The sequence below is a fragment of the Desulfuromonas sp. DDH964 genome (genome assembly GCF_001611275.1).
Classification (GTDB): Bacteria; Desulfobacterota; Desulfuromonadia; order Desulfuromonadales; family DDH964; genus DDH964.
The window spans coordinates 1-23,800 of the sequence record NZ_CP015080.1; the positions used below are offsets into that span (position 1 = coordinate 1).

Genomic DNA, 23,800 nt, shown 5'->3' on the forward strand with positions numbered 1-23,800 from the left:
AAGAACAAGAAATATTTTTATCCACAAGTGTTTATAAGTATGTGGATAAGATTATTTTATTTGGTTTTTTTCGCAATTCCCCGGCGTTAAATTTTCCCTCGGTATGTCCATGAACAAGCTCTGGCAAGAAACAGTCTCTCATCTTGAGAAGACCCTTAATCCGCAGCATTTCTCGACATGGATTAAACCTGTCCGATTTGTATCCCTGAAAAAAGACCTGTTGATCCTCGAGGTTCCCAACCGTTTCTTCTTTGACTGGATAAGGGACCACTATGCCCGCCTGATTCAGGAAACGGTATCCCAGATTGGTGCCGTCTCCTATAAAATAACCTTCCAGATTGCAAGCCTGCCAGAAAAAGGAAATCACCAGTCGAAGGATGAAAAGGTTAACCCCGCCTCACCGGTTGAACCGGTGAGGGAGACCTTACCACGCGAGTGGAACGGTTCCTATAATCTGAACCCGAAATATGTTTTTGATGAATTTGTTTCCGGTTCTTCAAATCAGTTCGCCTATGCAGCCGCCCGGGCAGTGGCCAACAACCCGGCAACTACTTATAATCCACTGTTTATCTATGGAGGGGTTGGGCTGGGAAAAACCCACCTCATAAATGCGGTAGGAAATGCAATTCTGAGCCGCAACCCGGAAATGAAGGTTTGTTACTATACTTCTGAAAAATTTATGAATGAATTAATAAATTCACTCCGTTATGCAAAAATGGATGAATTCAGAAATAAATTCAGATCAATGGATGTCCTTTTAATTGACGATGTTCAATTTATTGCTGGAAAAGAAAGAACACAGGAAGAGTTTTTTCATACTTTCAATTCTTTGTACGAGTCCCATAAACAGATTGTAGTCACTTCCGATAAATTCCCGAAAGAGATTCCCGGCCTTGAAGAACGCTTAAGATCACGTTTCGAATGGGGTTTGATTGCAGATATTCAGTCCCCCGATGTTGAAACAAAGTTGGCAATTCTTAAAATGAAGGCTGAAAGCAATTTTATTGATTTACCCGAAGATGTAGCCCAATTTTTGGCAAACTCGGTGAGCAGCAACGTTCGCGAACTGGAAGGTTTTCTGATCCGTATCGGCGCCTTTGCAAGTCTGACCTCAACCAAGGTGACCCTGGAAATGGCCCGGGAGGTTTTAAAAGACATTCTGGTAGAAAAAAACAGGGAATTAACGGTCGAGGAAATTCAAAAAGCGGTAGCCAGTCATTACGGTCTTAAGATTGCCGACTTGAAATCCCCAAAAAGACTGAAAACCCTGGTCCTCCCTCGCCAGGTGGCCATGTACCTTTCCCGCCAGATGACCTCCATGTCCTATCCCGATATCGGAGAAAAATTTGGTGGCAAGGATCACTCGACGATAATCCATGCGATAAAAAAAATTGAAAAAGCCATGATTGAAGATCTCCAGTTGCGAAGTGCCTTGACAGCCATTAAAAATACCCTAAGCCAATAGATAACCTGTGGACCCAGCCGGGGTTACCTGGGGATAAAATGACCGTTATTTTCAATTATTATCCTCTTCCTTGATAAGCCGGTTTAACAGCCGGACCTTATCCACAGGCACAAACCCAGTCGCAAGGCGTGTAAGAACTGGACATCAACAAATCCACAGGCATATACTACTGCTGCTATTTTTTAAAATCATTTTTATTAGTCTATAGGTCCTGTGTACAGGAGAGCCGATATGCAATTCACTATCAAAAAGGAAGTTTTTCTTAAGGGGTTGGCTCGAATCCAGGGAATCGTTGAAAAGAGAAATACCATCCCGATTCTCGCCAACGTCCTCATTGAGGCTGATGAAGGGGGTATTCTCCTCACAGCGACTGATCTGGAGGTGGGGATTCGTGCGACCTATCCCGCCAGGGTTTCCAAAGTCGGAAAAGTGACGGTGGCGGCGAAAAAATTATTTGAAATTGTAAAAGAATTGCCGGAACGGGAAGTATCTTTTCTCGCAAAAGATAACTGCTGGATAGAAATAAGATGCGGAAAAGCTCTTTTTAATATTGTAGGTCTCTCCCCAGATGAATTTCCGTATTTTCCTTATCCTGAAAAAGAACAATTTATATCTCTGAAAAGTTCCATAATTAAAGAGATGATTGAAAAAACTTCTTTCTCCATTTCAATGGACGAAAGTAAATACAATTTAAATGGCATCTATTTTAAAATTAATAATAACGAAAATGAAAATTTACTTCGTCTGGTAGCAACGGATGGACATAGACTTTCTTTAATAGAAAAAAAAGTTTCAGATCAGGAAATTATTGATTTGAAAAAAGGAGTAATATTCCCTCGAAAGGGAATATTGGAACTACGAAAAATGGCGGAAGAAGGTGAAAGTGATATTCATCTTGGTTTTATGGACAACAATGCAGTAATTAGAAAAGACCAAACCATTATTGTAATGCGTTTGGTTGATGGGGAATTCCCTGATTACAATCGAGTTATTCCAAAAAACAATGATTACACAGCTACAATTTCCTGTGATTTATTTTTTCACGCATTGCGCCGAATGGCTGTCCTTTCAAGTGAAAAATCAAAAGGAGTTAAACTTCTTTTGAAAAACGATATTTTAGAAATTTCTTCATCAAATCCAGAACTTGGTGATGCAAGGGAGGAATTGGAAGTTGTTTATCAAGGACCTGAAATATCGATTGGCTTCAATGCCCGTTATTTGATGGACATCCTCCAGGTTCAGACTCAACAACGGATCGTTCTTTATTTGCGGGATAATCTCTCTCCTGGTTTGCTTCAACCGGAAGAAGACAAATCCTATCAGGCTGTGGTCATGCCAATGCGCCTGTAAATAGGTAGCGACACTGATGCTTAAGAAAAAGCCTTTTAAGAAGGCTTTTTTCATGACGGGCACCTGTTCATGATCCTAAAAAGTCTGCATCTTGTTAATTTTAGAAATATTGATTTAACCAATCTTGCCCCTGATCCTGTTTTTAATATTTTCTGGGGAGAAAACGCCCAGGGTAAAACCAATCTTCTGGAGGCGATTTACCTGCTGGGTACTTTAAAAAGTTTTCGCGGCAGCCAAAATGAGGATTTAATCAGAAAAGGGCACGAAAGAGCGTTGATCCGAGGGGAAACCGTCGCCGCGGGGGTCTCCAATACCCTACTGATCGGCATCGATTCCAAGGGAAAACAAGCCCAGTTAAACGGCAAAAGGGTAACCAACCCGGAGAGCTTTTTTCGTTGCCTGCGACCCATTCTGTTTGCACCCGAAGAGGTGGCCCTGGTTAAAGGCGCTCCGGCCGGCCGCAGAAACCTGATCGACCGGGCAATTTTTCAGACGGACCCTGCTTACCTCTCACTGGCTCAGGAATTCGATCGAATTCTGCGCCAGCGTAACCGTTTGTTAAAAGAACAGCGCGGCGAAACTGAAATAGAACCCTGGACAGCCGGCCTGGTTCGTAGCGGTGCTTTAATCAGACGACAGCGTTTTTTGTTTGTCCAGCGCCTGCTCCCTCATTTCCAGGAAATTTATGACCAGATTTGCGGGCAGCGGGAAGTGGCTGAACTGGTTTACCGCGAAGGGGATTCCAACCTTGAAAAGCTGGAGCATGAACTGACCCTCTCATTCGACCAGCAGGCTGAATTGGAGCGTCGTATTGGCAATACCCTGGCAGGCCCCCATCGGGATGACCCCCACTTTATTGTCGATGGTTTACCGGTTCGCCAGTTTGCCTCCCAGGGGCAGCAGCGCTCCTGTCTGCTCGCCTTCAAAACAGCTCAGATCCTGGACCTTGAGGGCCTTACCGGGGAATCGCCGATCCTGCTGCTGGATGACCTGACCGGAGAACTTGATCATAAACGCCAGGAATTTTTTTTCCGATTTTTGCTGGCCCGCAAAGGCCAGGTTTTTATAACCACCACCGATCTCCAACCGTTACTGAAAGAAGGATTTAACCAGGCCCGCACCTTCCAAATTCACGCCGGATCCCTGGAACCCGCATAACCAGATCGAGGATGAAATGACCGAAATTAAACAGAAAGAATATGGAGCGGACAGCATCAAGGTCCTTGAGGGACTATCCGCGGTACGCAAGCGTCCGGCCATGTATATTGGATCGACAGGCCCGCTTGGCTTGCACCACCTGGTCTACGAGGTGGTCGACAACTCCATCGACGAAGCCCTGGCCGGACATTGTGATGAAGTTTCGGTGGTGATTCACTTGGATGGCTCGGTGACCGTTGAGGACAATGGGCGGGGAATTCCGGTCGAGATGCATCCGACCCAGAAGAAGCCCGCCGCCGAGGTCGTTTTGACGGTTCTCCACGCCGGTGGCAAGTTCGATAGCGACAGTTACAAGGTTTCCGGTGGTTTGCACGGGGTCGGTGTCTCGGTTGTCAACGCCCTCTCTGCTCGCCTCGATCTGGAAATCCGCCGCAACAACCTGGTGTACCGCCAAAGTTACGAACGGGGCGTTCCGACCGGACCGCTGCTGGAGGACGGTGAAACCATCAAGCGAGGGACCAAGATCACCTTCTGGCCCGATCCCCAGATTTTTGAAACAACGGAATTTTCCTTTGAAACCCTCTCCCAGCGCCTGCGTGAACTCGCCTTTCTGAACGGTGGGGTGCTGATTCACATCCTCGACGAGCGCAGCGAAAAGCGCCACGATTTCCATTATGAAGGGGGGATCTCCTCCTTTGTCGAGTATCTCAACCGCGCCAAAACCCCGCTCCATGCCAAGCCGATTTTCTGCAAAGGGGAACGGGAAGGGATGGAGATTGAGATTGCCATCCAGTACAACGACGGCTACGACGAAAAAATCTTCTCTTTTGCCAACAACATCAACACCCACGAAGGTGGCACCCACCTGATCGGTTTCAAGGCGGCCCTGACCCGGACCATGAACACCTACGCCACCGCCAACAATCTCTTCAAAAACGTGAAGGCGACCATTTCCGGCGATGACCTGCGCGAGGGGATGGCCGCCGTCATCTCGGTAAAAATCCAGGACCCCCAGTTCGAGGGCCAGACCAAGACCAAGCTCGGCAACTCCGAGGTCAAGGGGCAGGTCGAGTCGCTGTTGAACGAAAAACTTGCCACCTACCTCGAAGAGAACCCCCAGGTTGCCCGAAAAATTCTTGAAAAAGGGATTGAGGCGGCGCGGGCCCGGGAGGCGGCGCGCAAGGCGCGGGACCTGACCCGCCGCAAGGGTGCCCTCGATGGCCTCTCCCTGCCGGGAAAGCTCGCCGATTGCCAGGAAAAAGATCCGTCCCTGTGCGAAATTTACCTGGTCGAGGGTGATAGCGCCGGCGGCAGCGCCAAGCAGGGACGGGACCGCCGCTACCAGGCGATCCTGCCCCTGAAGGGGAAGATCCTTAATGTCGAAAAAGCACGGTTCGACAAGATGCTGACCTCCAACGAGATCCGGACCCTGATCACGGCAATGGGAACCAGTATCGGCAAGGATGATTTTGATCTGTCCAAGCTGCGCTACCACCGCATCATCATCATGACCGATGCCGACGTGGACGGATCGCATATCCGTACCCTGCTCCTCACCTTTTTCTTCCGGCAGATGGTGGAATTGGTCGAGCGTGGCCACCTTTACATTGCCCAGCCTCCGCTTTACAAGGCCAAGCGCGGCAAGAAGGAGATTTACCTGAAGGACGAAGCCGGCCTCCTCGATTACCTGCTGGGTGAAGGGGTAGAGGGAATGACCCTGCAGATGGAGAAGAGCGGCAAGGTCATGCGCGGTAAGCAGATTATTCCGACCTTGCGCAACATCATCGATTTCAACAACCATTTTGAAAAGATGCTCCACAAGGGGGTAAATCTCGAAGTGTTAAAGGTTTTCGTCCAAGGAAAAGTCTTTAACGGCTTTGCAGATATGGCGGACCTCAACCCCCTGGCGGAAAAATTGAAGGCGATCGAACCCCGCGCCAGTTTCCAGGTTTTCGAAGAACCGGCCCGCATCCTCTTCACCCTTGGCAACGTCCGGGCCCGCATTGACCAGACCGTTCTCGAACATCTCTCCTCCCACGAATACAAGTTGCTGCTCCAGGCCTATCGCCTGGTCGAGGATCTCTGTATCGACGAGAGAGCCCTGGTTTCGAGCGAAGGGAAGGAAGAGGCCGTCATCACCGATCGCCAGGACCTGCTCTCATTTTTCCTTGACCGTGCCAAAAAAGGACAATATATCCAGCGTTACAAGGGACTGGGGGAGATGAATCCGGAACAGCTCTGGGAGACGACCATGGACCCGGAGAAGAGGGTCCTGCTCCAGGTCAAGATCGAAGACGCCGTGGAAGCCGATGAAATCTTTACCGTGCTGATGGGAGACCAGGTCGAGCCGCGCCGGGAGTTTATCGAAAACAACGCCCTGAACGTTTCCAACCTCGATATTTAACCTGACGGGACGTGCGGCACGGCGAATGGCTGATGGTGGCAGAATATTTTGTCGCTGTTCCTGATCCCTGCCCAGCGTTACTGATTTTCCGGAGGAAAATCAATGCTTTCTGAACAAAACAAGATCAGCGTCAATATTGAAGACGAGATGCGCAAGTCCTACATGGACTATGCCATGAGCGTTATCGTCGGCCGGGCCCTGCCCGACGTTCGCGACGGTCTCAAGCCGGTCCATCGCCGGGTTCTCTACGCCATGAGCGAACTGGGCAACGAATGGAACAAGCCCTACAAGAAGTCCGCCCGCGTCGTTGGTGATGTGATCGGTAAATTTCACCCCCATGGCGATTCGGCGGTCTACGATACCATCGTCCGCATGGCCCAGGACTTCTCGATGCGCTACCAGCTGGTCGACGGCCAGGGGAACTTCGGATCGATCGATGGCGATTCGGCAGCGGCAATGCGCTACACCGAGGTGCGCATGGCCAAGCTGGCGGCCGAACTGCTTGCCGACATCGACAAGGAGACGGTCGCCTTCGGCCCCAACTATGACGACTCCCTGCAGGAACCCCTGGTCCTCCCCTGCAAGTTTCCCAACCTGCTGGTCAATGGTTCGGAAGGTATCGCCGTCGGCATGGCCACCAAGATCCCGCCCCACAATCTGGGGGAAGTGATCGATGCCCTGGTCGCCATCATCGACAACCCGACCCTCGATTTCGATGACCTGTTGCGGCTGGTGCCGGGGCCCGACTTTCCCACCGGCGGCTTCATCCTCGGCCGCGAAGGGATCCGCGAGGCCTATTCCAGTGGGCGCGGCATCATCCAGATGCGGGCACGGGCGCTGGTCGAAACCCAGAAGAAGAGCGAGCGCCAGGCGATCGTCGTCACCGAAATCCCTTTCCAGGTCAACAAGGCGCGATTGATCGAGAAGATCGCCGACCTGGTCAAGGAGAAGAAGATCGAGGGAATTTCCGATCTGCGCGACGAATCGGACCGGGAGGGGATGCGCATCGTCATCGAGCTGAAGCGGGACTGTATCCCCCAGGTGATCCTCAACCAGCTTTACAAGATGACCCAGATGCAGGCCTCCTTCGGTATCATCATGCTTGCCATCGTCGGCGGGCAGCCGCGGGTGCTGACCTTGCGGGAAGTCCTCGACCGTTTCCTCGACCATCGCAAGGAGATCGTCACCCGGCGCTGCATTTTCGAACTGAAAAAGGCCGAGGCCCGGGCTCACATTCTCGAAGGGCTCAAGATTGCACTGGAGAACCTCGATGAAGTGATCCAGATCATCAAGACCAGCGCCAATTCGCCCGAGGCCAAAGAGAGGTTGATGCAGCGCTTCAGTTTTTCCGACCTGCAGGCCCAGGCGATCCTCGATATGCGCCTGCACCGCCTGACCGGGCTGGAACGTGACAAGATCATGGCCGAGTACAATGAAATTCTCGCCTTGATTGCCCGTCTCAAGGAAATCCTCGCCAGCGAGGTGGAAATTTTCCGGATCATCCGCGAGGAATTACAGGATATCCGGGAAAAATTCGGCGACGCCCGCCGTACCGAGATCGTTGCCAAGACCGGCGAACTCTCCCTGGAAGACCTGATCGTTGAAGAAGATATGGTGGTGACGGTCAGCCACAGCGGTTATATCAAGCGCAACGCCGTCTCCCTCTACCGGGCCCAACGGCGCGGCGGCAAGGGAAAGACCGGAATGCGCCCCAAGGAAGAGGATTTCGTCGAGCGCCTCTTCATCGCGTCGACCCACTCCTATATCCTGATCTTCACCGACATGGGCAAGGTGTACTGGCTCAAGGTCCACGAGATTCCCCAGGGGGGGCGCGCTTCCCGCGGCAAGGCGATCGTCAACCTGTTGCAGTTGGCGGCCGGTGAGCAGGTGATGACGATCCTTCCGGTCAAGGAGTTCGTCGACGGCAAATTCATCATTACCGCGACCCAGAACGGCACCATCAAGAAGACCGAGCTGATGGCCTATTCCAACCCCCGGGTCGGCGGCATTATCGCCCTGACCATCGACGAGGGGGACCGCCTGATCGCCGCCCGCCTCACCGACGGCAACATGGATATTCTCCTCGCCAGCCGCGGCGGGAAATCGATTCGCTTTCCCGAAACCGATGTCCGTCCCATGGGACGCACGGCGCGTGGGGTGCGCGGCATGATGTTGGAGGAGAACGAGCAGCTGATCGGGATGGAGACCGTAACCGACGCCACGGCCTCGACCCTGGTGACGGTGACGGAAAATGGTTATGGCAAGCGTACGGCGCTCGATGAATACCGGGTGCAAAGCCGTGGCGGCAAGGGGATCATCACCATCAAAACCTCCGAACGCAATGGCCAGGTCGTCGACATCAAACTGTGCGATGAAGATTCGGACCTGATGTTCATTACCGACCGGGGCAAGGTACTGCGCACTGCAGTGGGCGATCTTTCGATCATCGGCCGCAATACCCAGGGGGTACGGTTGATGGTTCTGGAATCGGGCGAGCGCATTGTCGCCGTCGCCAAGCTCGCCGAGAAGGATGAGGAAAATGGAGATCCGGAAGCTGCAGAAGAAGATTTTGCGGGAGGAGCTGAGGAGGCGGAGGAAGAACTCTAAGCGCCACCGGCTGCTGGTAACCGGAATCCTCGCCCTGCTGATCCTCCTGTTTGCGGGGGCAGCCTTTTACCTGTACAATCTCGACGGGATGCTGGAAAAGGATTTCCAGCAGGCGCAGGAACTGGTCGAGGAGGGAGACTACGCGACCGCGGTAGCGGCTTTTCAGCGTATCTACCAGCACCACCCGAGTTTTTATCTCGCCCCCCAGGCACTCTTCGAAGCCGGCGAGGTTCTCAACCTCTACCAGCAGCGTTATCCGGAAGCCCTCCTGACCTATTTGCTGGTCGAAAAGGATTTTCCCGACAGCGAGTCGGCATCGAGCGCCCGCAGGAAGATCGCCGAGATCTATAAATACCGCCTTCGGGACTATTCGCGGGCGGTCGTTGCCTACCAGAAGCTTCTCGATAGCGGCGTGGAAGATGGTGACCGGGTTCAGTACGAACTGGGGGACACCTATTTTCGGCTGAATAATTTCGAACAGGCGCGGATCGAATTTGAAAGCCTGTTCAAGACCTGGCCCCAGAGCCCCCTGCTTCCCCAGGTCCGGTTCCGGATCGCCACCACCTTTGCGCTGGAAGGGGAATTAAAGGAGGCCGAAGCGGATTATCGCGCGGTGATCCGGGAGTGGCCGGATGACCCTTTTGCCATCGAAGCCCGCTTTGGTCTGGCGGCCGTTCTCGAGGATGGTGAGCGGCTCCTCGATGCGTTGAAGGTCCTGGAGCAGCTGCGTGGAGTCTATCCGAATCCCGAAATTCTCCAGAAGCGGATCGAGCAGGTAAAGGAACGGATTCGCAAGAAGAAAAAGGCGATATGAAAATCGAGGAGTGATCCGTGAAGAGTGCAGAACCCAATCCGGGGACTCTGAAGATCGGGGTGGTCGGGGCCGGCAGCTGGGGGACGACCCTCGCCAACCTGTTGGCCAAAAAACACTATAGCGTCACCCTCTGGGCCTTCGAAGCGGACCTGGTGGAGCGGATGCGGAAGACCCGCGAGAATGACCTCTTTCTCCCGGGGTTCCCGCTGGCCGACGGGCTCGCCTTTTCCAACGACCTGGCCGAGGTCGTCGCCGGCAGGGACCTGCTGTTGCTGGTCCCCCCTTCCCAGGTGATGCGGCGGGTGGTGGAGCAGGCCGCGACCCATATCGCGCCCGGGACCCTGATCGTTTCGGCGGCGAAGGGGATTGAAAACGAGACCCTGCAATTGATGTCGCAGGTCCTCGCCGAGACCCTTCCCGCACCCCTGGCAGAGCGCCTCGCTTTTCTCTCCGGCCCTTCCTTCGCCCGGGAGGTGGCGGCGGAGATGCCGACCGCTGTGGCGATCGCCGCTGAAAATCCGGCCATCTGCCGAGCGGCCCAGGAAGTGTTCAGTACGGCCGCATTTCGTGTCTATACCAATGACGATGTGATCGGCATTGAGCTCGGCGGTGCGCTGAAGAACGTCATCGCCCTGGCGGCCGGAGTTTCCGATGGCCTCGGCTTCGGTCACAACACCCGTGCCGCCCTGATTACCCGTGGTCTTGCCGAGATGACCCGGCTTGGTCTTGCCCTTGGCGCCCAACCTGCCACCTTCGCCGGGCTGGCCGGAATGGGTGACCTCGTCCTCACCTGTACCGGCGACCTCTCCCGTAACCGCAGCGTCGGCATGGAACTCGGCCGGGGCCGCAGCCTCGAAGATATTCTTGCCGGCATGACGATGGTCGCTGAAGGGGTCAAGACGACGCTCTCCGCCTATCAGTTGGCTGTCAGACTTGGTGTCGAAGTGCCGATTACCGCACAGATGTACCGCATCCTCTACCAGGGGAAGAGCCCGCGGCAGGCAGTGAGTGAGTTAATGCTGCGGGAACTGAAACCGGAAGGACTCTGACCTTCGGCCCGCTAGGGCCGCCACCAGGGAGATAATGACCATGAAACGCCTCTTGCTGATCCTTGCCTGTCTCTTGCTGGCCGCCCCGGCCTGGGCCGGCCCCAAGGTGCTGATGAAAACCAACCTCGGGGATATCACCCTCGAGCTTGACGCCGCCAAGGCCCCCGTGTCGGTCAAAAACTTCCTTGCCTATGTCGACAGCGGCGCCTATAACGGCACCATCTTTCATCGCGTCATTGATGGTTTCATGATCCAGGGGGGAGGGTTCGATGCGGAACGGCAGCGGCGTCCTACCGAGGCGCCGATCAAGAACGAGGCCGGCAACGGCCTGAAGAACCAGCGGGGCACCATCGCCATGGCGCGCACCTCCATGGTTGATTCAGCCACCAACCAGTTCTTCATCAATCTCAAGGATAATGACTTCCTCGATCACAAGGGGGAAGATGCCCGGGGTTTCGGTTATGCCGTCTTTGGCCGGGTCGTGGCCGGCATGGACGTGGTGGACCGGATTGCCAAGGTGCCGACCCGGTCGGTCAATGCCGTGTTTCAAAACATGCCGGTAGAACCGGTTACCATCCTCACCCTGGAACGACTGAAGAACTGAACCCGGTCGGAATGCCATTCCGCAGCAAGCCGGCGAAGGGAGCGCGGATGGCTACCTTCCGCATCATGACCTATAATGTCCGCTCCTGCCGCGGAAATGACGGGCGGGTCGATCCCGGGCGGGTAATCGACGTGATTTCCGATGGCGCGCCGGACATTGTCGCTCTCCAGGAAATCGATGCCTCGGCCGATTCCGGTCAGCTCAAACTCCTTGCCGATCGCCTGGGAATGCGCGCCTACGCCGACCCGGCCTGGCCTGAAAACGCTTTCCTTTCCTACTACCCCATCTCCGGTTTGCGGGCCCACGATCTTGGTGGTGGCCGTTGCCTGCGTGGTGATGTCGACCTCGGTGGCAAACGCCTGCACCTCTTCAACCTGCGCCTCTCCAGTGCTCCCGAGCTGCGCCGGCAGCAGATCACCCGGCTGCTCGGCCCGGAACTGCTCGCCAGCAACTCCCTCGGTTGCCCCTGCCTGGTCCTGGGCGATTTCGGCGACTTCTGGTGGGGGGCCGGAAATTTCGACCTGAACATGATGCTGCGCCAGGTGCGACGTCCCCTCTGGCGCGCCACCTATCCGGCACGACTCCCCCTGGCCGGACGGGACCGGGCTTATCTGATGGGGGCGGTCCGGGTGCTGGAGGCGACTGTCCAGTGCCACCCGCCGGCGCGGTTCGCTTCCAGTCATCTGCCACTGGTGCTGACGGTGCAGATTGTCGATCCCCGGCATTATCTGCGCCTCGAAAAGCTCAAGCCCGGACGGATGGAGGCGGCCCCGGGCTGACCGCATTGGCAGGGGATACGACAAGGGCGAGGGGTAAACGATCTCGCGGCCGGGAGAGCGGATGACGGGCGGCAAGGTGCGACGAAGGCAGGCAGCTGAGATTTTGGAGATCCTGGCGCAGACCTATCCGGACGCCGCCTGTGCCTTGAACTACCGCACCCCCTGGGAGCTGCTGGTAGCGACGATCCTTTCGGCCCAGTGCACCGATGTGCGGGTCAACCAGGTGACCCCGGAACTCTTCCGTCGCCTTCCGACCCCGGCGGCCATGGCGGCGGCAGCACCGGAGGAAGTGGAGAACCTGATCCGCTCCAGCGGATTTTTTCGTACCAAGGCGAAGAACCTGCAAGGCTGTGCGACGGCCCTGCTCGCCAGGCATGGCGGGGAAGTCCCGCAAAGCCTGGCGGCCCTGACGGCCCTGCCGGGGGTGGGGCGCAAAACCGCCAATGTTGTCCTCGGCAACGCCTTTGAAATTCCCGGCATGGTGGTTGATACCCATGTCAAGCGGATCGCCTTTCGGCTCGGCTGGACCTGCCAAACGGAACCGGAGAAGGTCGAACGGGAGTTGATGGATCTCCTGCCGGAGGCCGACTGGACCCAGGCCGCGCATCTGCTGATTCATCACGGCCGCGCGCTATGCAAGGCGCCGACGCCGCATTGCAGTCAATGTCCGCTGCAGGACCGCTGTCCCCGTTGCGGGGTGAAGAGGTCGCGCTAGTCGAGGAGGATAGGGGAAGGGCGGCCAGCCCGCGGTAAAATACCGCGGGCTGGCTTTTTTGGTGTCAGCGATCTTCGAGGTCGAGGCGGAAAAAATCCCGGGCTTTCGGCTTTTTTTCGTCAAGGGCATAGCGGGTCGGTGCCGTGCCGGGGGCGAAGGCCTCGATGGTGGCTTCGGGGTTGTCTTCCATGGCGAGCAGGCCGGTTGCGGGGTCGACGGGGCGGAACTGGATGTCGTCGGGAACCGGAAAATCGATGGCCGGAAATTGCCGGGTCGCCTCTTCCATGAAGGCGACCCAGGCCGGAGCCGCCGCCTTGCTGCCGGTCTCCTGCTTACCGAGGGGGCGCTCCTGATCGTAGCCGACCCAGGAAACGGCCACCAGTTGGGGAACAAAGCCGGCGAACCAGGCATCCTTGAGGTCGTTGGTGGTGCCGGTCTTGCCGGCGACCGGCCGCCCGAGGGCCTTGGCGCGCCAGCCGGTACCGTTGCGGACGACGCTCTCCATCAGGTTGGTGACGAGGTAGGCGGTCTCCGGGGAGATCACCCGCTCGGCACTTTGCTGGATCAGCTCCTGACCGGGACCGGGGCCGCCGGGGAAGTCGCCGGGATCGTTCGATTCGAGGATCTTGCCGTCGCGGTCGAGAATCCGGGTGATGTAGGTCGGAGTGTGACGGATGCCGCCACTGGCGAAGACCGAATAGGCCGTCGCCAGTTCGAGAGGGGTGAGCGCCGAAGAGCCGAGCGCCAGGGTCAGGTCGCGGTCGATCGGCGAGGTGATCCCGAGGTTGCGGGCATAGTTGGCGGCGTAGCCAACGCCGATATCTTCGAGGATTTTGATGGTGATAACGTTGGCCGAGTGGGTCAGGGCCGAGCGGAAAGTCATCGCCCCGGTGAACTCCTCACCATAATTTTTCGGTTTCCACTCGGTCTCCTCGCCGCTTTCATTCTTCTCCTTGTAAATAACCGGGGTGTCGAGAATAACTGTCGCCGGGGTATACCCCTTGTCGAGGGCCGCAGCATAAATGATCGGCTTGATCGCCGAACCGGGAAGCCGGCGAGCCTGGATGACACGGTTGAACTGGCTTTGGGCGAAGTCGTAGCCGCCAACCATGGCCTTGACCTGGCCGGATTGGGGGTCGAGGGCCACCAGCGCCCCCTGGGCCAGTGGTTCCTGGTCGAGGGCAAGCTGCAACGGACCCTGCTCGGGGATGGCGAGGAGCTTGACCTGGAGAACGGACCCGATGGGGAGCCGGGCTTGGCCACCATCGACATTCCCCCTGGCCGGCTGGCCGCGGGGGACCACCTGGGGCGGTCCGGCCCAGCGGCAGGAGTCGATGTCGATCACTCCCGGGCGGCCGGCGATGACGACCTGGAGCAGGTTCCCCTGCTGGCCGGTTAACAGCGCTTCGCGGTAGTCGCCGACCACCGGCAGGTTGCGGGCCTTGTCCGCTGCCTCGCTTTGCAGAAAGGCGGATTCATTTTCCGCTGTAAGAATCCGCAGCGGGCCCCGATAGCCATAGCGCTTGTCGTGGTCGCGCAGGTTATCCTGCACCGCCCGCTGCGCCGCCTGCTGCATCGCCAGGTTCATGCTGGTGTGGATCTCCAGCCCGGCGCTGTAGAGCACCTCTTCACCGTAACGACCTTCGAGGTAGCGCCGCACCTGTTCGGTGAAATAGGCGGCCTCGCTGATGTGGCTGTTGACCCGGGCGTGGATGGTCAGTTCCTGACTCTCCGCCATCTGTGCCTGAAGTGGGGTGATGTAGTCGTCGGCGACCAGTCGTCCGAGTACGTACTTCTGGCGTTCCTTGGCGCGACTGAAGTGCTGGTAGGGGGAATAGCGGCTCGGGGCCTGGGGGAGGCCGGCAAGCATGGCGCACTCGGCCAGATTCAGCTCCTCGACGTTCTTGTCAAAATAGTTCTCGGCCGCCGCCTGGACACCGTAGGCGCCGTGGCCGAGGTAAATCTGGTTGAGGTAGAGGTAGAGGATGTCCTCCTTGGAGAGGGTTTTCTCCATCCGCCAGGCTAGGATCGCTTCCTTGAACTTCCGGGAGAACTTTTTCTCCGGAGTGAGGAGAAGGCTCTTCGCCACCTGCTGGGTGATGGTGCTCCCGCCCTGGACAATGCCACCAGCGAGGACGTTCTTGATCGCCGCGCGCAGGATGGAGATCAGATCGATCCCCTGATGGTGGAAAAAGTTCGAATCTTCCGCTGAAACAAAGGCCTGGATCAACTGGCGCGGCATCCGTTCCACCGGAACGACAATCCGCCGTTCCCGGGAGAACTCGGCGATGACGGTGCCGTCGTCGCTGTAGACGCGGGTGATGATCGGCGGCCGGTAGTCGGCAAGGGTGTCGACCTTGGGGAGGGAGCTGGAGACGTAGAGATAGGCGCCAAGGAGCAGGCTGCAGCCGAGCAGAAAGCAGACGCCGCCGGCTAGCAGGGTATGGCGCAACAGGCGTTGCAGTTTCATGGGAGACCGACCTCGCAGGCAAAGCTCGATTTATAGCACAGGGGCCGGCGCCGGGGCAAGGTTTGCCATTGGCGGGTGCGGCGGCGCTGTGGTATAGTTTGCACCGGTCTTCGGGTGTCTGGGCCAGCGCGTGAACCGGTTGACGCCGGGGGTCTACAGCGAGAGTCGAGGAGGATACATGAAACGCAGTGCAGCCCTGTTCCTGGTCCTCTCTCTGGCGGTTTGGGGGTGTGGCATGTTTCGTTCCTGGACGGCGATTCCGCCGCCCGGCGGTTGCGAGCAGTGCCACACGGTGGCGATCAGCTATGACTGGCAGGTCGCCTACCAGCCGGTCACCCTCAACGATGAAAGCGGCCGTCTTGCCTGGCAAAGACCGGAAAGTGTCGCCCGGCCCGAGACCATGCCGCTGGAAGAAAAGAAGATTACCGAACAGCGCTGTTTCCGCTGCCACAAGGGGCCGGACAAGGCCCACAGCGAATACCAGGGGCGCTACCATCACTGAGCCGGCTGCCCCCGAGCCATTTCCGCCCTCCCCCGCGTCGGGAGGGCCGTTTTTTGGAGGACCCATGTTCCGTCGCACCAAGATAGTCGCCACCGTCGGCCCCGCCTGTGAGTCGGAGGCGGGACTCGAGGCGTTGATGGCAGCAGGCGCCGATGTCTTTCGGCTCAATTTCAGCCATGGCGACCTGGCGACCAAGGAATTGCTGATCGGGCGGATCCGGGATCTCTCCCGGCGGCGCCGGCGGGCCGTGGCGATCCTGGCCGACCTGCAGGGCCCGAAGATCCGTACCGGGAAGATGGCCGGACCAGGGATGGAGCTGGTTGCCGGCCAGGAAGTGACGATCACCACCCGGGACGTCCTCGGCGCCGATGGCCTGATACCGACCACCTACGCGGAACTGCCCGGGGACGTGCGCACGGGGAACCGGATTCTGCTCGATGACGGCCTGCTCGAATTCGAGGTCCTCGCCAGCACCGGCAGCGAGGTGCGCTGCCGGGTCGTGGTCGGCGGCCTGCTCAAGGATCGCAAGGGGATCAACCTCCCCGGCGTTGCCGTTTCGGCGCCGGCGCTGACCGCCAAGGACCGCGAGGATCTCGCCTTCTGCATCGGCCGGGAGATCGATTACCTCGCCCTCTCCTTTGTGCGCAGCGCGAGCGATGTGCTGGAACTCAAGGAATTGTTGCTGCGGGAGAAGTCCTCCCTCCAGGTGATTGCCAAGATCGAAAAACCGGAGGCGGTGACGGACTTCGACGCCATCCTCGAGGCCGCCGACGGCATCATGGTCGCCCGTGGCGATCTGGGCGTCGAGATGCGCCCGGAGAAGGTGCCGCTGATCCAGAAACGGATCATCCGCAAGTGCAACGAGGCCGGCAAGCCGGTGATCACGGCGACGCAGATGCTAGAGAGCATGATCGAGCATCCACGCCCGACCCGGGCCGAAACCTCCGATGTCGCCAACGCCATTCTCGACGGCACCGACGCGGTGATGCTTTCTGCCGAGACCGCCTCCGGGCGCTACCCGGTCGAGGCGGTCTCCCTGATGGTCAGGGTCGCCGAGGATGTCGAGGCCGATCCCGAACTGAAGGCGAAGGTTTTTCACCCGATTCCCGAAATCCGCGGTTACCGCCGGCTCCCGGAGGCGATCGGCCAGGCCGCCTGCCGGGTCGCCGAGAGTGTCGGCGCCACCGCCATCCTCGCCTTCACCCAGACCGGCAGCACCGCGGCGCTGGTCGCCAAGTACCGCCCGGACATGCCGGTCTACGCCGTGACGCCGTCGCAGGCGGTGCGGCGGCGCCTGGCCCTGTTTGGCGGAGTCCGCTCGATCCGGGTCGATATCGCCGGCGATACCGAAACCCAGATCCGTTCCGTCGAGGATGCGGTGCTGGCGGCCGGGGTGCTGAAAAAAGGGGAGGTGGTGGTGATCACCATGGGGAGTCCGGTCTCGGCACCGGGAACCACCAACCTGCTCAAGATCCACCGCCTCGGCACCGGCGAGTTTTACGAAGTCCACTAGCAGGCCATTTTGGATTTTGAATTTAAAATCTTGAATTTAATTCAAAATTAAGAATTCGAAATTCATAATTCCGCGAGGAACTGGAGTTATGACAAAGAAGGCAGTTGTCCTCTACAGCGGCGGGCTCGATTCGACGACCTGCATGGCGATCGCCCGCAGTGGGGGGTATATCCCCTATGCGCTCAGCTTTTCCTATGGCCAGCGGCATGCGGTGGAACTGCAGAAGGCGCGCGAATACGCGCCGCGCATCGGTGCCGCCGCTCACCTCGTGGTCGATTTCGATCTGCGCCAGGTCGGTGGCAGCGCCCTCACCGCCGACCTGGAGGTTCCCAAGGACGGCGTCGTCGCCGGGGAGATTCCGGTTACCTATGTGCCGGCCCGCAATACCATCTTCCTCTCTTTTGCCCTTGGCTGGGCCGAAGTCCTCGGCGCCTTCGACATCTTTATCGGTGTCAACGCCCTCGACTATTCCGGCTATCCCGACTGTCGACCCGAATACATCGCCGCCTACCAGGCGATGGCCAACCTGGCGACCCGGGCCGGGGTGGAAGGGGAGGGGCGCTACCGGATTCATACCCCGCTTATCGACCTGACCAAGGCCGAGATCATCCGCAAAGGGCTGGATCTGGGAATCGATTACGCCCTGACCCACTCCTGCTACGATCCGACACCGGCGGGTCTCGCCTGCGGGCGCTGCGACTCCTGCCGGCTGCGGCTCAAGGGCTTTGCCGAGGTGGGGGTCAGCGACCCGGTTCACTATGTCGGCCAGTAAGGAACGAGGCGCCAGGGGAAGGGAAAAATCCATGTCCATGCCCGATCTGCAGCAGACCCGGGACAATCGCAACATCCCCATCGACAAGGTCGGGGTCAAGAATATCCGCTACCCGATTGTGGTCTCGGACCGCAGCCGGGTCCAGCAGCATACCGTGGCCCGGGTCAACATGTATGTCGACCTCCCCCATCACTTCAAGGGGACGCACATGAGTCGCTTCATCGAGATCCTCAATCTCTACCATGGCGAGATCAGCATCGACAGCATGGATGTCATTCTCAAGGAGATGAAGAGCCGCCTTGAGGCGAGCCGGGCCCATCTCGAGCTCGACTTCCCCTACTTCATCGAAAAGGCAGCCCCGGTCTCCGGCGCCCGCAGCCTGATGGAATACCAGTGCCGGATGGTCGGCACCCTCGGCGCGGAGGCCGACTTCGTCCTCGGCGTCACGGTTCCGGTCACCTCGCTCTGTCCCTGCTCCCGCGACATCAGTGCCCGCGGCGCCCATAACCAGCGCAGCCTCCTCAGCGTCGAGGTCCGCTACCAAGGCCATGTCTGGATCGAAGAGCTGGTTACCTGGCTCGAAGAGTGCGCCAGCGCCCCGGTCTACGCCCTGCTCAAGCGGGAGGATGAAAAGGCGGTGACCGAGCAGGCTTACGACAACCCGATGTTCGTCGAGGATATCGTGCGCGCCGTTACCGAAAAGCTCGCCGCGGTGCCGGCGATTACCTGGTTTCGCATCGAATGTGAAAATTTCGAATCGATTCACAACCACTCGGCCTATGCCCTGGTGGAAAGCCCTGCGCGCTAGGTTGAGCCCCTGTGGATAAGGCTGTGGAAATGGTGGATAAATGGCCAGCGGGAGAGGCCTTGCCGGGATCGGCCAGCGGCCGGGTCGGAATTTTTGTCAAGGAACCGCGACCGGGGCAGGTGAAAACCCGGCTCTCGCCGCCGCTGACGGCCGCCGAGGCGGCGGCCTTTTACCGGGTGGCCCAGGAGGAGACCATCTCCCGCCTGGCCGCCGGGCCCTGGGAAGTGACTCTGGTATTCGCTGGTGATGAGGGATATTTCCGGGACCGCTTTCCACAGTTGCCGCGTCTTGCCCAGGGCGAGGGGGACCTGGGCCGGCGACTGCAGCTCGCCTTTTCCGTCCTGCAGCAGCCCGGCATCCCGGCCATTATGGTCGGCTCCGACAGTCCCGACCTCCCCTTGTCCCTGGTTGCGTCGGCCTTCACGGCCCTGGCCGACGCCGATGTCGTGGTGGCGCCCGCCAGCGATGGTGGTTATGTGCTGATCGGCGGTCGACGACTGCTGCCGCAGCTCTTTGTCGATATCCCCTGGAGCAGCGCCGAGGTGCTCGCTTGCACCCGGCGCCGCGCCGTTGAATCCGGGCTGGTCTGGCGGGAGCTTCCCGCCTGGGAGGATGTCGACGATTTTTCCTCCATGCTCGCCCTGCTGACCCGCTCCCCGGCATCGGCGAGCGCCGCTTTTGTCCGCACCCGGCTCGGCCATCACCTGCCCGGGAGATCTGGCCGCTCCTAGCCCGGGCCGAAGCCATTGCCGCAGAGGGAGGGACGGTCCCGCCTCCGGTAACGGCGTTGACTTGCCGCGGACGATGGTCGATAATCCCCCCTACAACCCCCGTCGCAAGGAGGAGCCTCTTGGAACTGGTACTTGGAGCCGGACCGGTCGTCAAACTGGTTCTGCTGGTTCTGGTCTACTTTTCGGTGGTCTCCTGGGCCATCATCTTCTTCAAATTTCGCACTATTCACCGCGCCACCCGGGACTCGGAACGGTTTCTCGATTTCTTCTGGGCCAAGAAGCGCTTCGATGCCATCTTCCACGGTCTCAAGGATTATGCCCACTCGCCGCTGACGGTTCTCTTCCGGGATGGGTACCAGGAGCTGCTCAAGGGGCAGCGGCGCCACGACGGCGAGGAGGAAGGGAGCTTCAGTGCCGATCTCGGCACCTCGGAAAACGTCTCCCGCGCCCTGCGCCGCGCCACCACCCAGGAAATCCAGCGCCTCGAGAAGTTCCTCACCTTCCTCGCCACCACCGGTTCGACCGCCCCCTTCATCGGCCTGTTCGGTACGGTCTGGGGGATCATGGACGCCTTTCACGGCATCGGCCAGACCGGCAGCGCCTCGCTGGCGGTGGTGGCGCCGGGCATCTCCGAGGCGCTGGTGGCGACCGCCATCGGCCTGGTCGCGGCCATCCCGGCGGTCATGGGCTACAACCACTTCGTCAACAAGGTGAATGTTTTGACCGGTGAAATGGACAACTTCAGCCAGGAGTTCCTCAATATCGTCCAGCGCATGGCGCGGAGGGGCTGATGGAAGTCGGTCGCCGGGACGGCAATCGCCGTACCCTCTCGCAGATCAACGTCACCCCCTTTGTCGACGTCATGCTGGTCCTGCTGATCATCTTCATGGTCACCGCGCCGATGATGGAGCAGGGCCTCGACGTCAACCTGCCCGAGGTCGAAAACGCCCCGGGCCTGAGCGCCGGCAACGAGCCACTGGTGGTGACCGTCGCCCGCAACGGCAATATCAGCGTCGGTCACTCGCGGGTCGACACCCCGCAGAAGCTGACCCCGGTGCTGAAACAGATTCTGGCCGGGAACCAGCAGCGCCAGGTCCTGCTCGAAGCGGACCGCGACGTCCCTTACGGCCGGGTGGTCCAGGTGATGGCGGCGATCCGCGGCGCCGGCGTCGAAAAGCTCGGCATGGTCTCCGAGCAGCCGCAGGATTGAGCGGGAACGGTCGCTGGTCATGAATCGCAACCGCAGACTCAAAGAGGGAGTGGCGGGGCGCTCCGAGCCGAAGCTGGGACAGATGTTCCTGGTTTCCTTCGGTCTCCACCTCCTTGTCTTTCTGCTCTTTTCCGGACTGATCCTGCCCCGCTTCAGTCGGCCCAAGCCGCCGGTCTACTTCGTCGATCTCCTCAACATGCCGGTCGCTCGTCCCCAGGCCGGTCGTCCCGACGCCCGGCCCGAGCCTGTCAAGCCGGCTCCGGAGAAGAAGGTGGTCCGGCCGGAACCGAAACCTGCTCCCCCTGCCCCTCCCGCCAAACCGAAGGTCGCCGCGCCCCTCAAGACCGCGCCGCCCAAACCCAAGCCGGCACCGCCCACGTCGACACCCGCCAAGGCGAAACCGGCCCCCGCGCCAAGCTATGACGATGTCCAGGCGCGGGTCGATGAAATGCGCCGCCGCCAGGAGCTCGAAGAACTCAAGCAGAAGCTCGCCCAGCTCAGCACCACGGACAGTCGCCAGGAGCCCGCGCCGGTTGTCGCCCCGGTCGGCATGCCGGAAGGGCGCGGCGATGAAGCGGGGCTTGCATGGAGAACTTGGCTCGGGGCCTTCTTCAAGAAACAGTGGAGCCTTTCGCCTTATCTGGTGACGAATCGAAAATTGGCGGCCAAGGTTTTCGTTGCTTATGACAAACAAGGAAATCTTGTTGATTTTAGACTCATGGAATCTTCTGGGGATAACGCCTTCGATGACTCGGTAAAAAAGGCCGTTCTCAAGGAAAAGCAACTTCCCCAAAAGCCTCCTGAAAGATTCGAGGAAGAGATTGTTTTCAACCTGAAGGACCTTTTGGAGTAACGCATGCGCCGAATTTTCTGGCTCTTCATCCTGGTGCTGGTTACCTTCCCCGCCCTTCCGGCCCGGGCCGAAATCGAAATCCGCGCCCCGGGGCAGCAGGCGATCCCGCTGGCGGTGACTCTTTTTCTCCCCCTCGATCAGCCGCGGCCGGAGGTGGCGGCCGAATTCAACGCCGCCCTGAGCGGTGATCTTGATCTGTCGGGACTCTTTGCCCTGACCGATCCGGCCGCCTTTCTCGGCGATGCCCGCAAGCTCGGCCTGGTCAGCATCGATGTCGATTTTGGCCAGTGGCGCCTGCTCGGGGCCGAGGCGGTGGTCAAGGGGGCCTACTCGGTGCGGGGTGAGGAGCTGGTTCTCGAGGCACGGCTCTTCGATGTTGTCGGCCGTCGCCTGCTGACCGGCCGCCGCTATGTCGGCCGGGTCAAGGACGCCCGGCGCATGGCCCATGCCTTTGCCGACCAGATTCTCGCCAGTCTCACCGGCGAGGAGGGGCCCTTCAGCACGCGCATCGCCTACATCGACAATCGTTCCGGTCACAAGGAGCTTTACCTGATGGATGTGGACGGCGGCAATGCGGTGCGCCTTACCGACCATCGGTCGCTGGTCCTCAATCCCGACTTCTCTCCCCTCGGCAAGGAGGTGATCTTTACCTCCTACCGCGGTGGTAACCCCGATCTCTACCGCAAGGAGATCTATTCCGGGCAGGAGGCCCGTATCTCCTCCCGGCAGGGGCTGAACGCATCGGGCCGCTTTCGCCCCGACGGCAAGGCGATCGCCCTGACCATGAGCCGCGACGGCAACGCCGAGATCTACCAGATCGATACCGGCGGCAAGATCGAAAAGCGCCTCACCCAAAGCTGGGGGATCGATGTCGACCCCTCCTGGAGTCCGGATGGCCGTTCCCTCGCCTTTGTCTCCGACCGGCAGGGGAATCCCCAGGTCTTTGTCGCCGATGTCGACGGGGGCAATGTCCGCCGCCTGGTCCGTGAAGGGAAATACAATGCGACCCCGGCCTGGAGTCCCAAGGGGGACCTGATCGCCTTCAGTCGCCTCGAAAAGGGGGTTTTCGATATCTACACCATCGCCCCGGATGGCAGCGGCGAACGCCGGCTGACCTTTGGCGCCGGTAACAAGGAACACCCGCGCTGGAGTGCCGACGGCCGCTTCCTGGTCTATTCCTCCGATCAGGACGGCAAGAAGGCGATCTATGTCATGCGCGCCGATGGCAGCGGTGCCCGGCGCATCTCCCCCGCCGGCGGTGAGAGCACCCATCCGGCCTGGTCGCCGCGCTGGTAATATGCAAAATAGTTGAGTTTGACGCCCTTTGCTGTATAATCACAACCTTGATTTGACACTTTGCGGCGTTGTTTGAACACCGCTGAAGGCTAAAGTCCATCAACCCCGTCATCTGTAGAAGGAGTTGTAGAAATGAAACGATTGACCATGATCCATGTGCTGGTGACCCTGACCCTTGTCCTGCTGCTGGCTGCCGGTTGTGCCAAGAAACCGGCGACCGAGGAGATGGCTGCCACGGATAGTGGCGCAGCGACGGCAACGACCCAGATGCCGGCCCAGGATGTCAGCGGCATCAGTGAGCAGCCGATCAGCGAATCTGCGGCCGGCAGCGAGCAGATGGCGGCGCCGACTGCGGTAGCGGCCGGCCTGGAGCGAATCTTTTTTGATTTCGACCAGTACACCCTGACCACCCAGGCGACCGCTATCCTGGCCGCCAATGCCGCTTACCTTCAGGCCAATCCGACGCTGCAGGTGCGGATCGAAGGTTACTGCGACGAGCGTGGTTCCGACGAATACAACCTTGCCCTCGGAGAGCGGCGCGCCCTGGCGGCAATGAACTACCTGGTCTCCCTCGGCGTTGCCAAGGTTCGCCTCTCCACCATCTCCTATGGCGAGGAGATGCCGCTCGATCCGGGCCATGGCGAGGAAGCCTGGTCCAAGAATCGGCGGGCCGAGTTCAAGGTCGTCCGCTAACAAGTCA

At 58.9% G+C, this 23,800-nt stretch carries 21 protein-coding genes; 20 read left to right on the plus strand and 1 reads right to left on the minus strand.

Annotation, left to right across the window (positions count from 1 at the left end; genetic code table 11):
- Positions 1-109 precede the first annotated feature (109 nt).
- The 10 genes from dnaA (at position 110) to nth (ending at position 12,945) form a co-directional block, all read left to right on the plus strand.
- Entirely contained in the window at positions 110-1,465 is a 1,356-nt protein-coding gene (gene dnaA / locus DBW_RS00005; protein ID WP_066729553.1) for a chromosomal replication initiator protein DnaA, read from the plus strand.
- A gap of 231 nt (positions 1,466-1,696) precedes the next feature.
- Entirely contained in the window at positions 1,697-2,815 is a 1,119-nt protein-coding gene (dnaN, locus tag DBW_RS17905) for a DNA polymerase III subunit beta (protein WP_082820079.1), read from the plus strand.
- A gap of 69 nt (positions 2,816-2,884) precedes the next feature.
- A complete protein-coding gene (recF, locus tag DBW_RS00015; protein ID WP_082820080.1) occupies positions 2,885-3,973 on the plus strand; it encodes a DNA replication/repair protein RecF in 1,089 nt (362 codons plus the stop codon).
- A 16-nt stretch (positions 3,974-3,989) separates the two neighbouring features.
- Positions 3,990-6,377 carry a DNA topoisomerase (ATP-hydrolyzing) subunit B gene (gene gyrB / locus DBW_RS00020; RefSeq protein WP_066722418.1) on the plus strand — a complete coding sequence of 796 codons (2,388 nt, stop codon included), beginning with the start codon at positions 3,990-3,992 and terminating at the stop codon, positions 6,375-6,377.
- 102 nt (positions 6,378-6,479) lie between these two features.
- A complete protein-coding gene (gene gyrA, locus DBW_RS00025) occupies positions 6,480-8,984 on the plus strand; it encodes a DNA gyrase subunit A (protein WP_066722421.1) in 2,505 nt (834 codons plus the stop codon).
- Entirely contained in the window at positions 8,917-9,798 is an 882-nt protein-coding gene (locus tag DBW_RS00030) for a tol-pal system YbgF family protein (protein WP_066722423.1), read from the plus strand. The genes gyrA and DBW_RS00030 overlap by 68 nt, the downstream gene beginning before the upstream one ends.
- A 47-nt stretch (positions 9,799-9,845) precedes the next feature.
- Positions 9,846-10,847 carry an NAD(P)H-dependent glycerol-3-phosphate dehydrogenase gene (locus tag DBW_RS00035; protein ID WP_066729556.1) on the plus strand — a complete coding sequence of 334 codons (1,002 nt, stop codon included), beginning with the start codon at positions 9,846-9,848 and terminating at the stop codon, positions 10,845-10,847.
- A 40-nt stretch (positions 10,848-10,887) separates the two neighbouring features.
- Positions 10,888-11,451, plus strand: a complete 564-nt coding sequence (locus DBW_RS00040; protein ID WP_066722425.1) for a peptidylprolyl isomerase — start codon at positions 10,888-10,890, stop codon at positions 11,449-11,451.
- Positions 11,452-11,498: 47 nt separating this feature from the next.
- The gene (locus tag DBW_RS00045) at positions 11,499-12,230 is read left to right on the plus strand and encodes an endonuclease/exonuclease/phosphatase family protein (protein ID WP_066722427.1); all 732 of its coding nucleotides are present in this window, start codon (positions 11,499-11,501) and stop codon (positions 12,228-12,230) included.
- Between the two features lie 61 nt (positions 12,231-12,291).
- Positions 12,292-12,945 (plus strand): endonuclease III, encoded by a 654-nt coding sequence (gene nth / locus DBW_RS00050; protein ID WP_066722430.1) that lies wholly within the window; start codon positions 12,292-12,294, stop codon positions 12,943-12,945.
- Positions 12,946-13,009: 64 nt separating this feature from the next.
- On the opposite strand, the gene DBW_RS00055 is transcribed toward nth, so the two are convergent.
- Positions 13,010-15,415 (minus strand): penicillin-binding protein 1A, encoded by a 2,406-nt coding sequence (locus DBW_RS00055; RefSeq protein ID WP_066722433.1) that lies wholly within the window; start codon positions 15,413-15,415, stop codon positions 13,010-13,012.
- Positions 15,416-15,593: 178 nt separating this feature from the next.
- On the opposite strand from DBW_RS00055, the gene DBW_RS00060 reads away from it, so the two are divergent.
- From DBW_RS00060 to pal, 10 genes are all read left to right on the plus strand, one after another.
- Positions 15,594-15,917, plus strand: coding sequence for a cytochrome C (locus DBW_RS00060; protein ID WP_066722437.1), 324 nt, complete (start codon positions 15,594-15,596; stop codon positions 15,915-15,917).
- A 64-nt stretch (positions 15,918-15,981) separates the two neighbouring features.
- A complete protein-coding gene (gene pyk / locus DBW_RS00065) occupies positions 15,982-17,430 on the plus strand; it encodes a pyruvate kinase (RefSeq protein WP_066722440.1) in 1,449 nt (482 codons plus the stop codon).
- An 88-nt stretch (positions 17,431-17,518) separates the two neighbouring features.
- Positions 17,519-18,202: a 7-cyano-7-deazaguanine synthase QueC gene (gene queC / locus DBW_RS00070; RefSeq protein WP_066722443.1), complete on the plus strand. Its 684-nt coding sequence runs from the start codon at positions 17,519-17,521 to the stop codon at positions 18,200-18,202.
- A gap of 37 nt (positions 18,203-18,239) precedes the next feature.
- Positions 18,240-19,010: a GTP cyclohydrolase FolE2 gene (gene folE2, locus DBW_RS00075; protein WP_066729558.1), complete on the plus strand. Its 771-nt coding sequence runs from the start codon at positions 18,240-18,242 to the stop codon at positions 19,008-19,010.
- Between the two features lie 59 nt (positions 19,011-19,069).
- Positions 19,070-19,741 (plus strand): TIGR04282 family arsenosugar biosynthesis glycosyltransferase, encoded by a 672-nt coding sequence (locus DBW_RS00080; protein ID WP_066722446.1) that lies wholly within the window; start codon positions 19,070-19,072, stop codon positions 19,739-19,741.
- A gap of 119 nt (positions 19,742-19,860) precedes the next feature.
- The gene (gene tolQ, locus DBW_RS00085; RefSeq protein WP_066722449.1) at positions 19,861-20,532 is read left to right on the plus strand and encodes a protein TolQ; all 672 of its coding nucleotides are present in this window, start codon (positions 19,861-19,863) and stop codon (positions 20,530-20,532) included.
- On the plus strand, positions 20,532-20,951 hold the full coding sequence (tolR, locus tag DBW_RS00090) for a protein TolR (RefSeq protein ID WP_066722453.1): 420 nt from the start codon (positions 20,532-20,534) through the stop codon (positions 20,949-20,951). Before tolQ ends, tolR begins: the two co-directional genes overlap by 1 nt.
- A gap of 19 nt (positions 20,952-20,970) precedes the next feature.
- Positions 20,971-21,804, plus strand: coding sequence for a TonB C-terminal domain-containing protein (locus DBW_RS00095; RefSeq protein WP_066722456.1), 834 nt, complete (start codon positions 20,971-20,973; stop codon positions 21,802-21,804).
- Between the two features lie 3 nt (positions 21,805-21,807).
- Positions 21,808-23,100: a Tol-Pal system beta propeller repeat protein TolB gene (tolB, locus tag DBW_RS00100; protein WP_066722460.1), complete on the plus strand. Its 1,293-nt coding sequence runs from the start codon at positions 21,808-21,810 to the stop codon at positions 23,098-23,100.
- 132 nt (positions 23,101-23,232) lie between these two features.
- Complete coding sequence (pal, locus tag DBW_RS00105; protein WP_066722463.1) at positions 23,233-23,793, plus strand: peptidoglycan-associated lipoprotein Pal; 561 nt, start codon at positions 23,233-23,235, stop codon at positions 23,791-23,793.
- Positions 23,794-23,800: the final 7 nt, after the last annotated feature.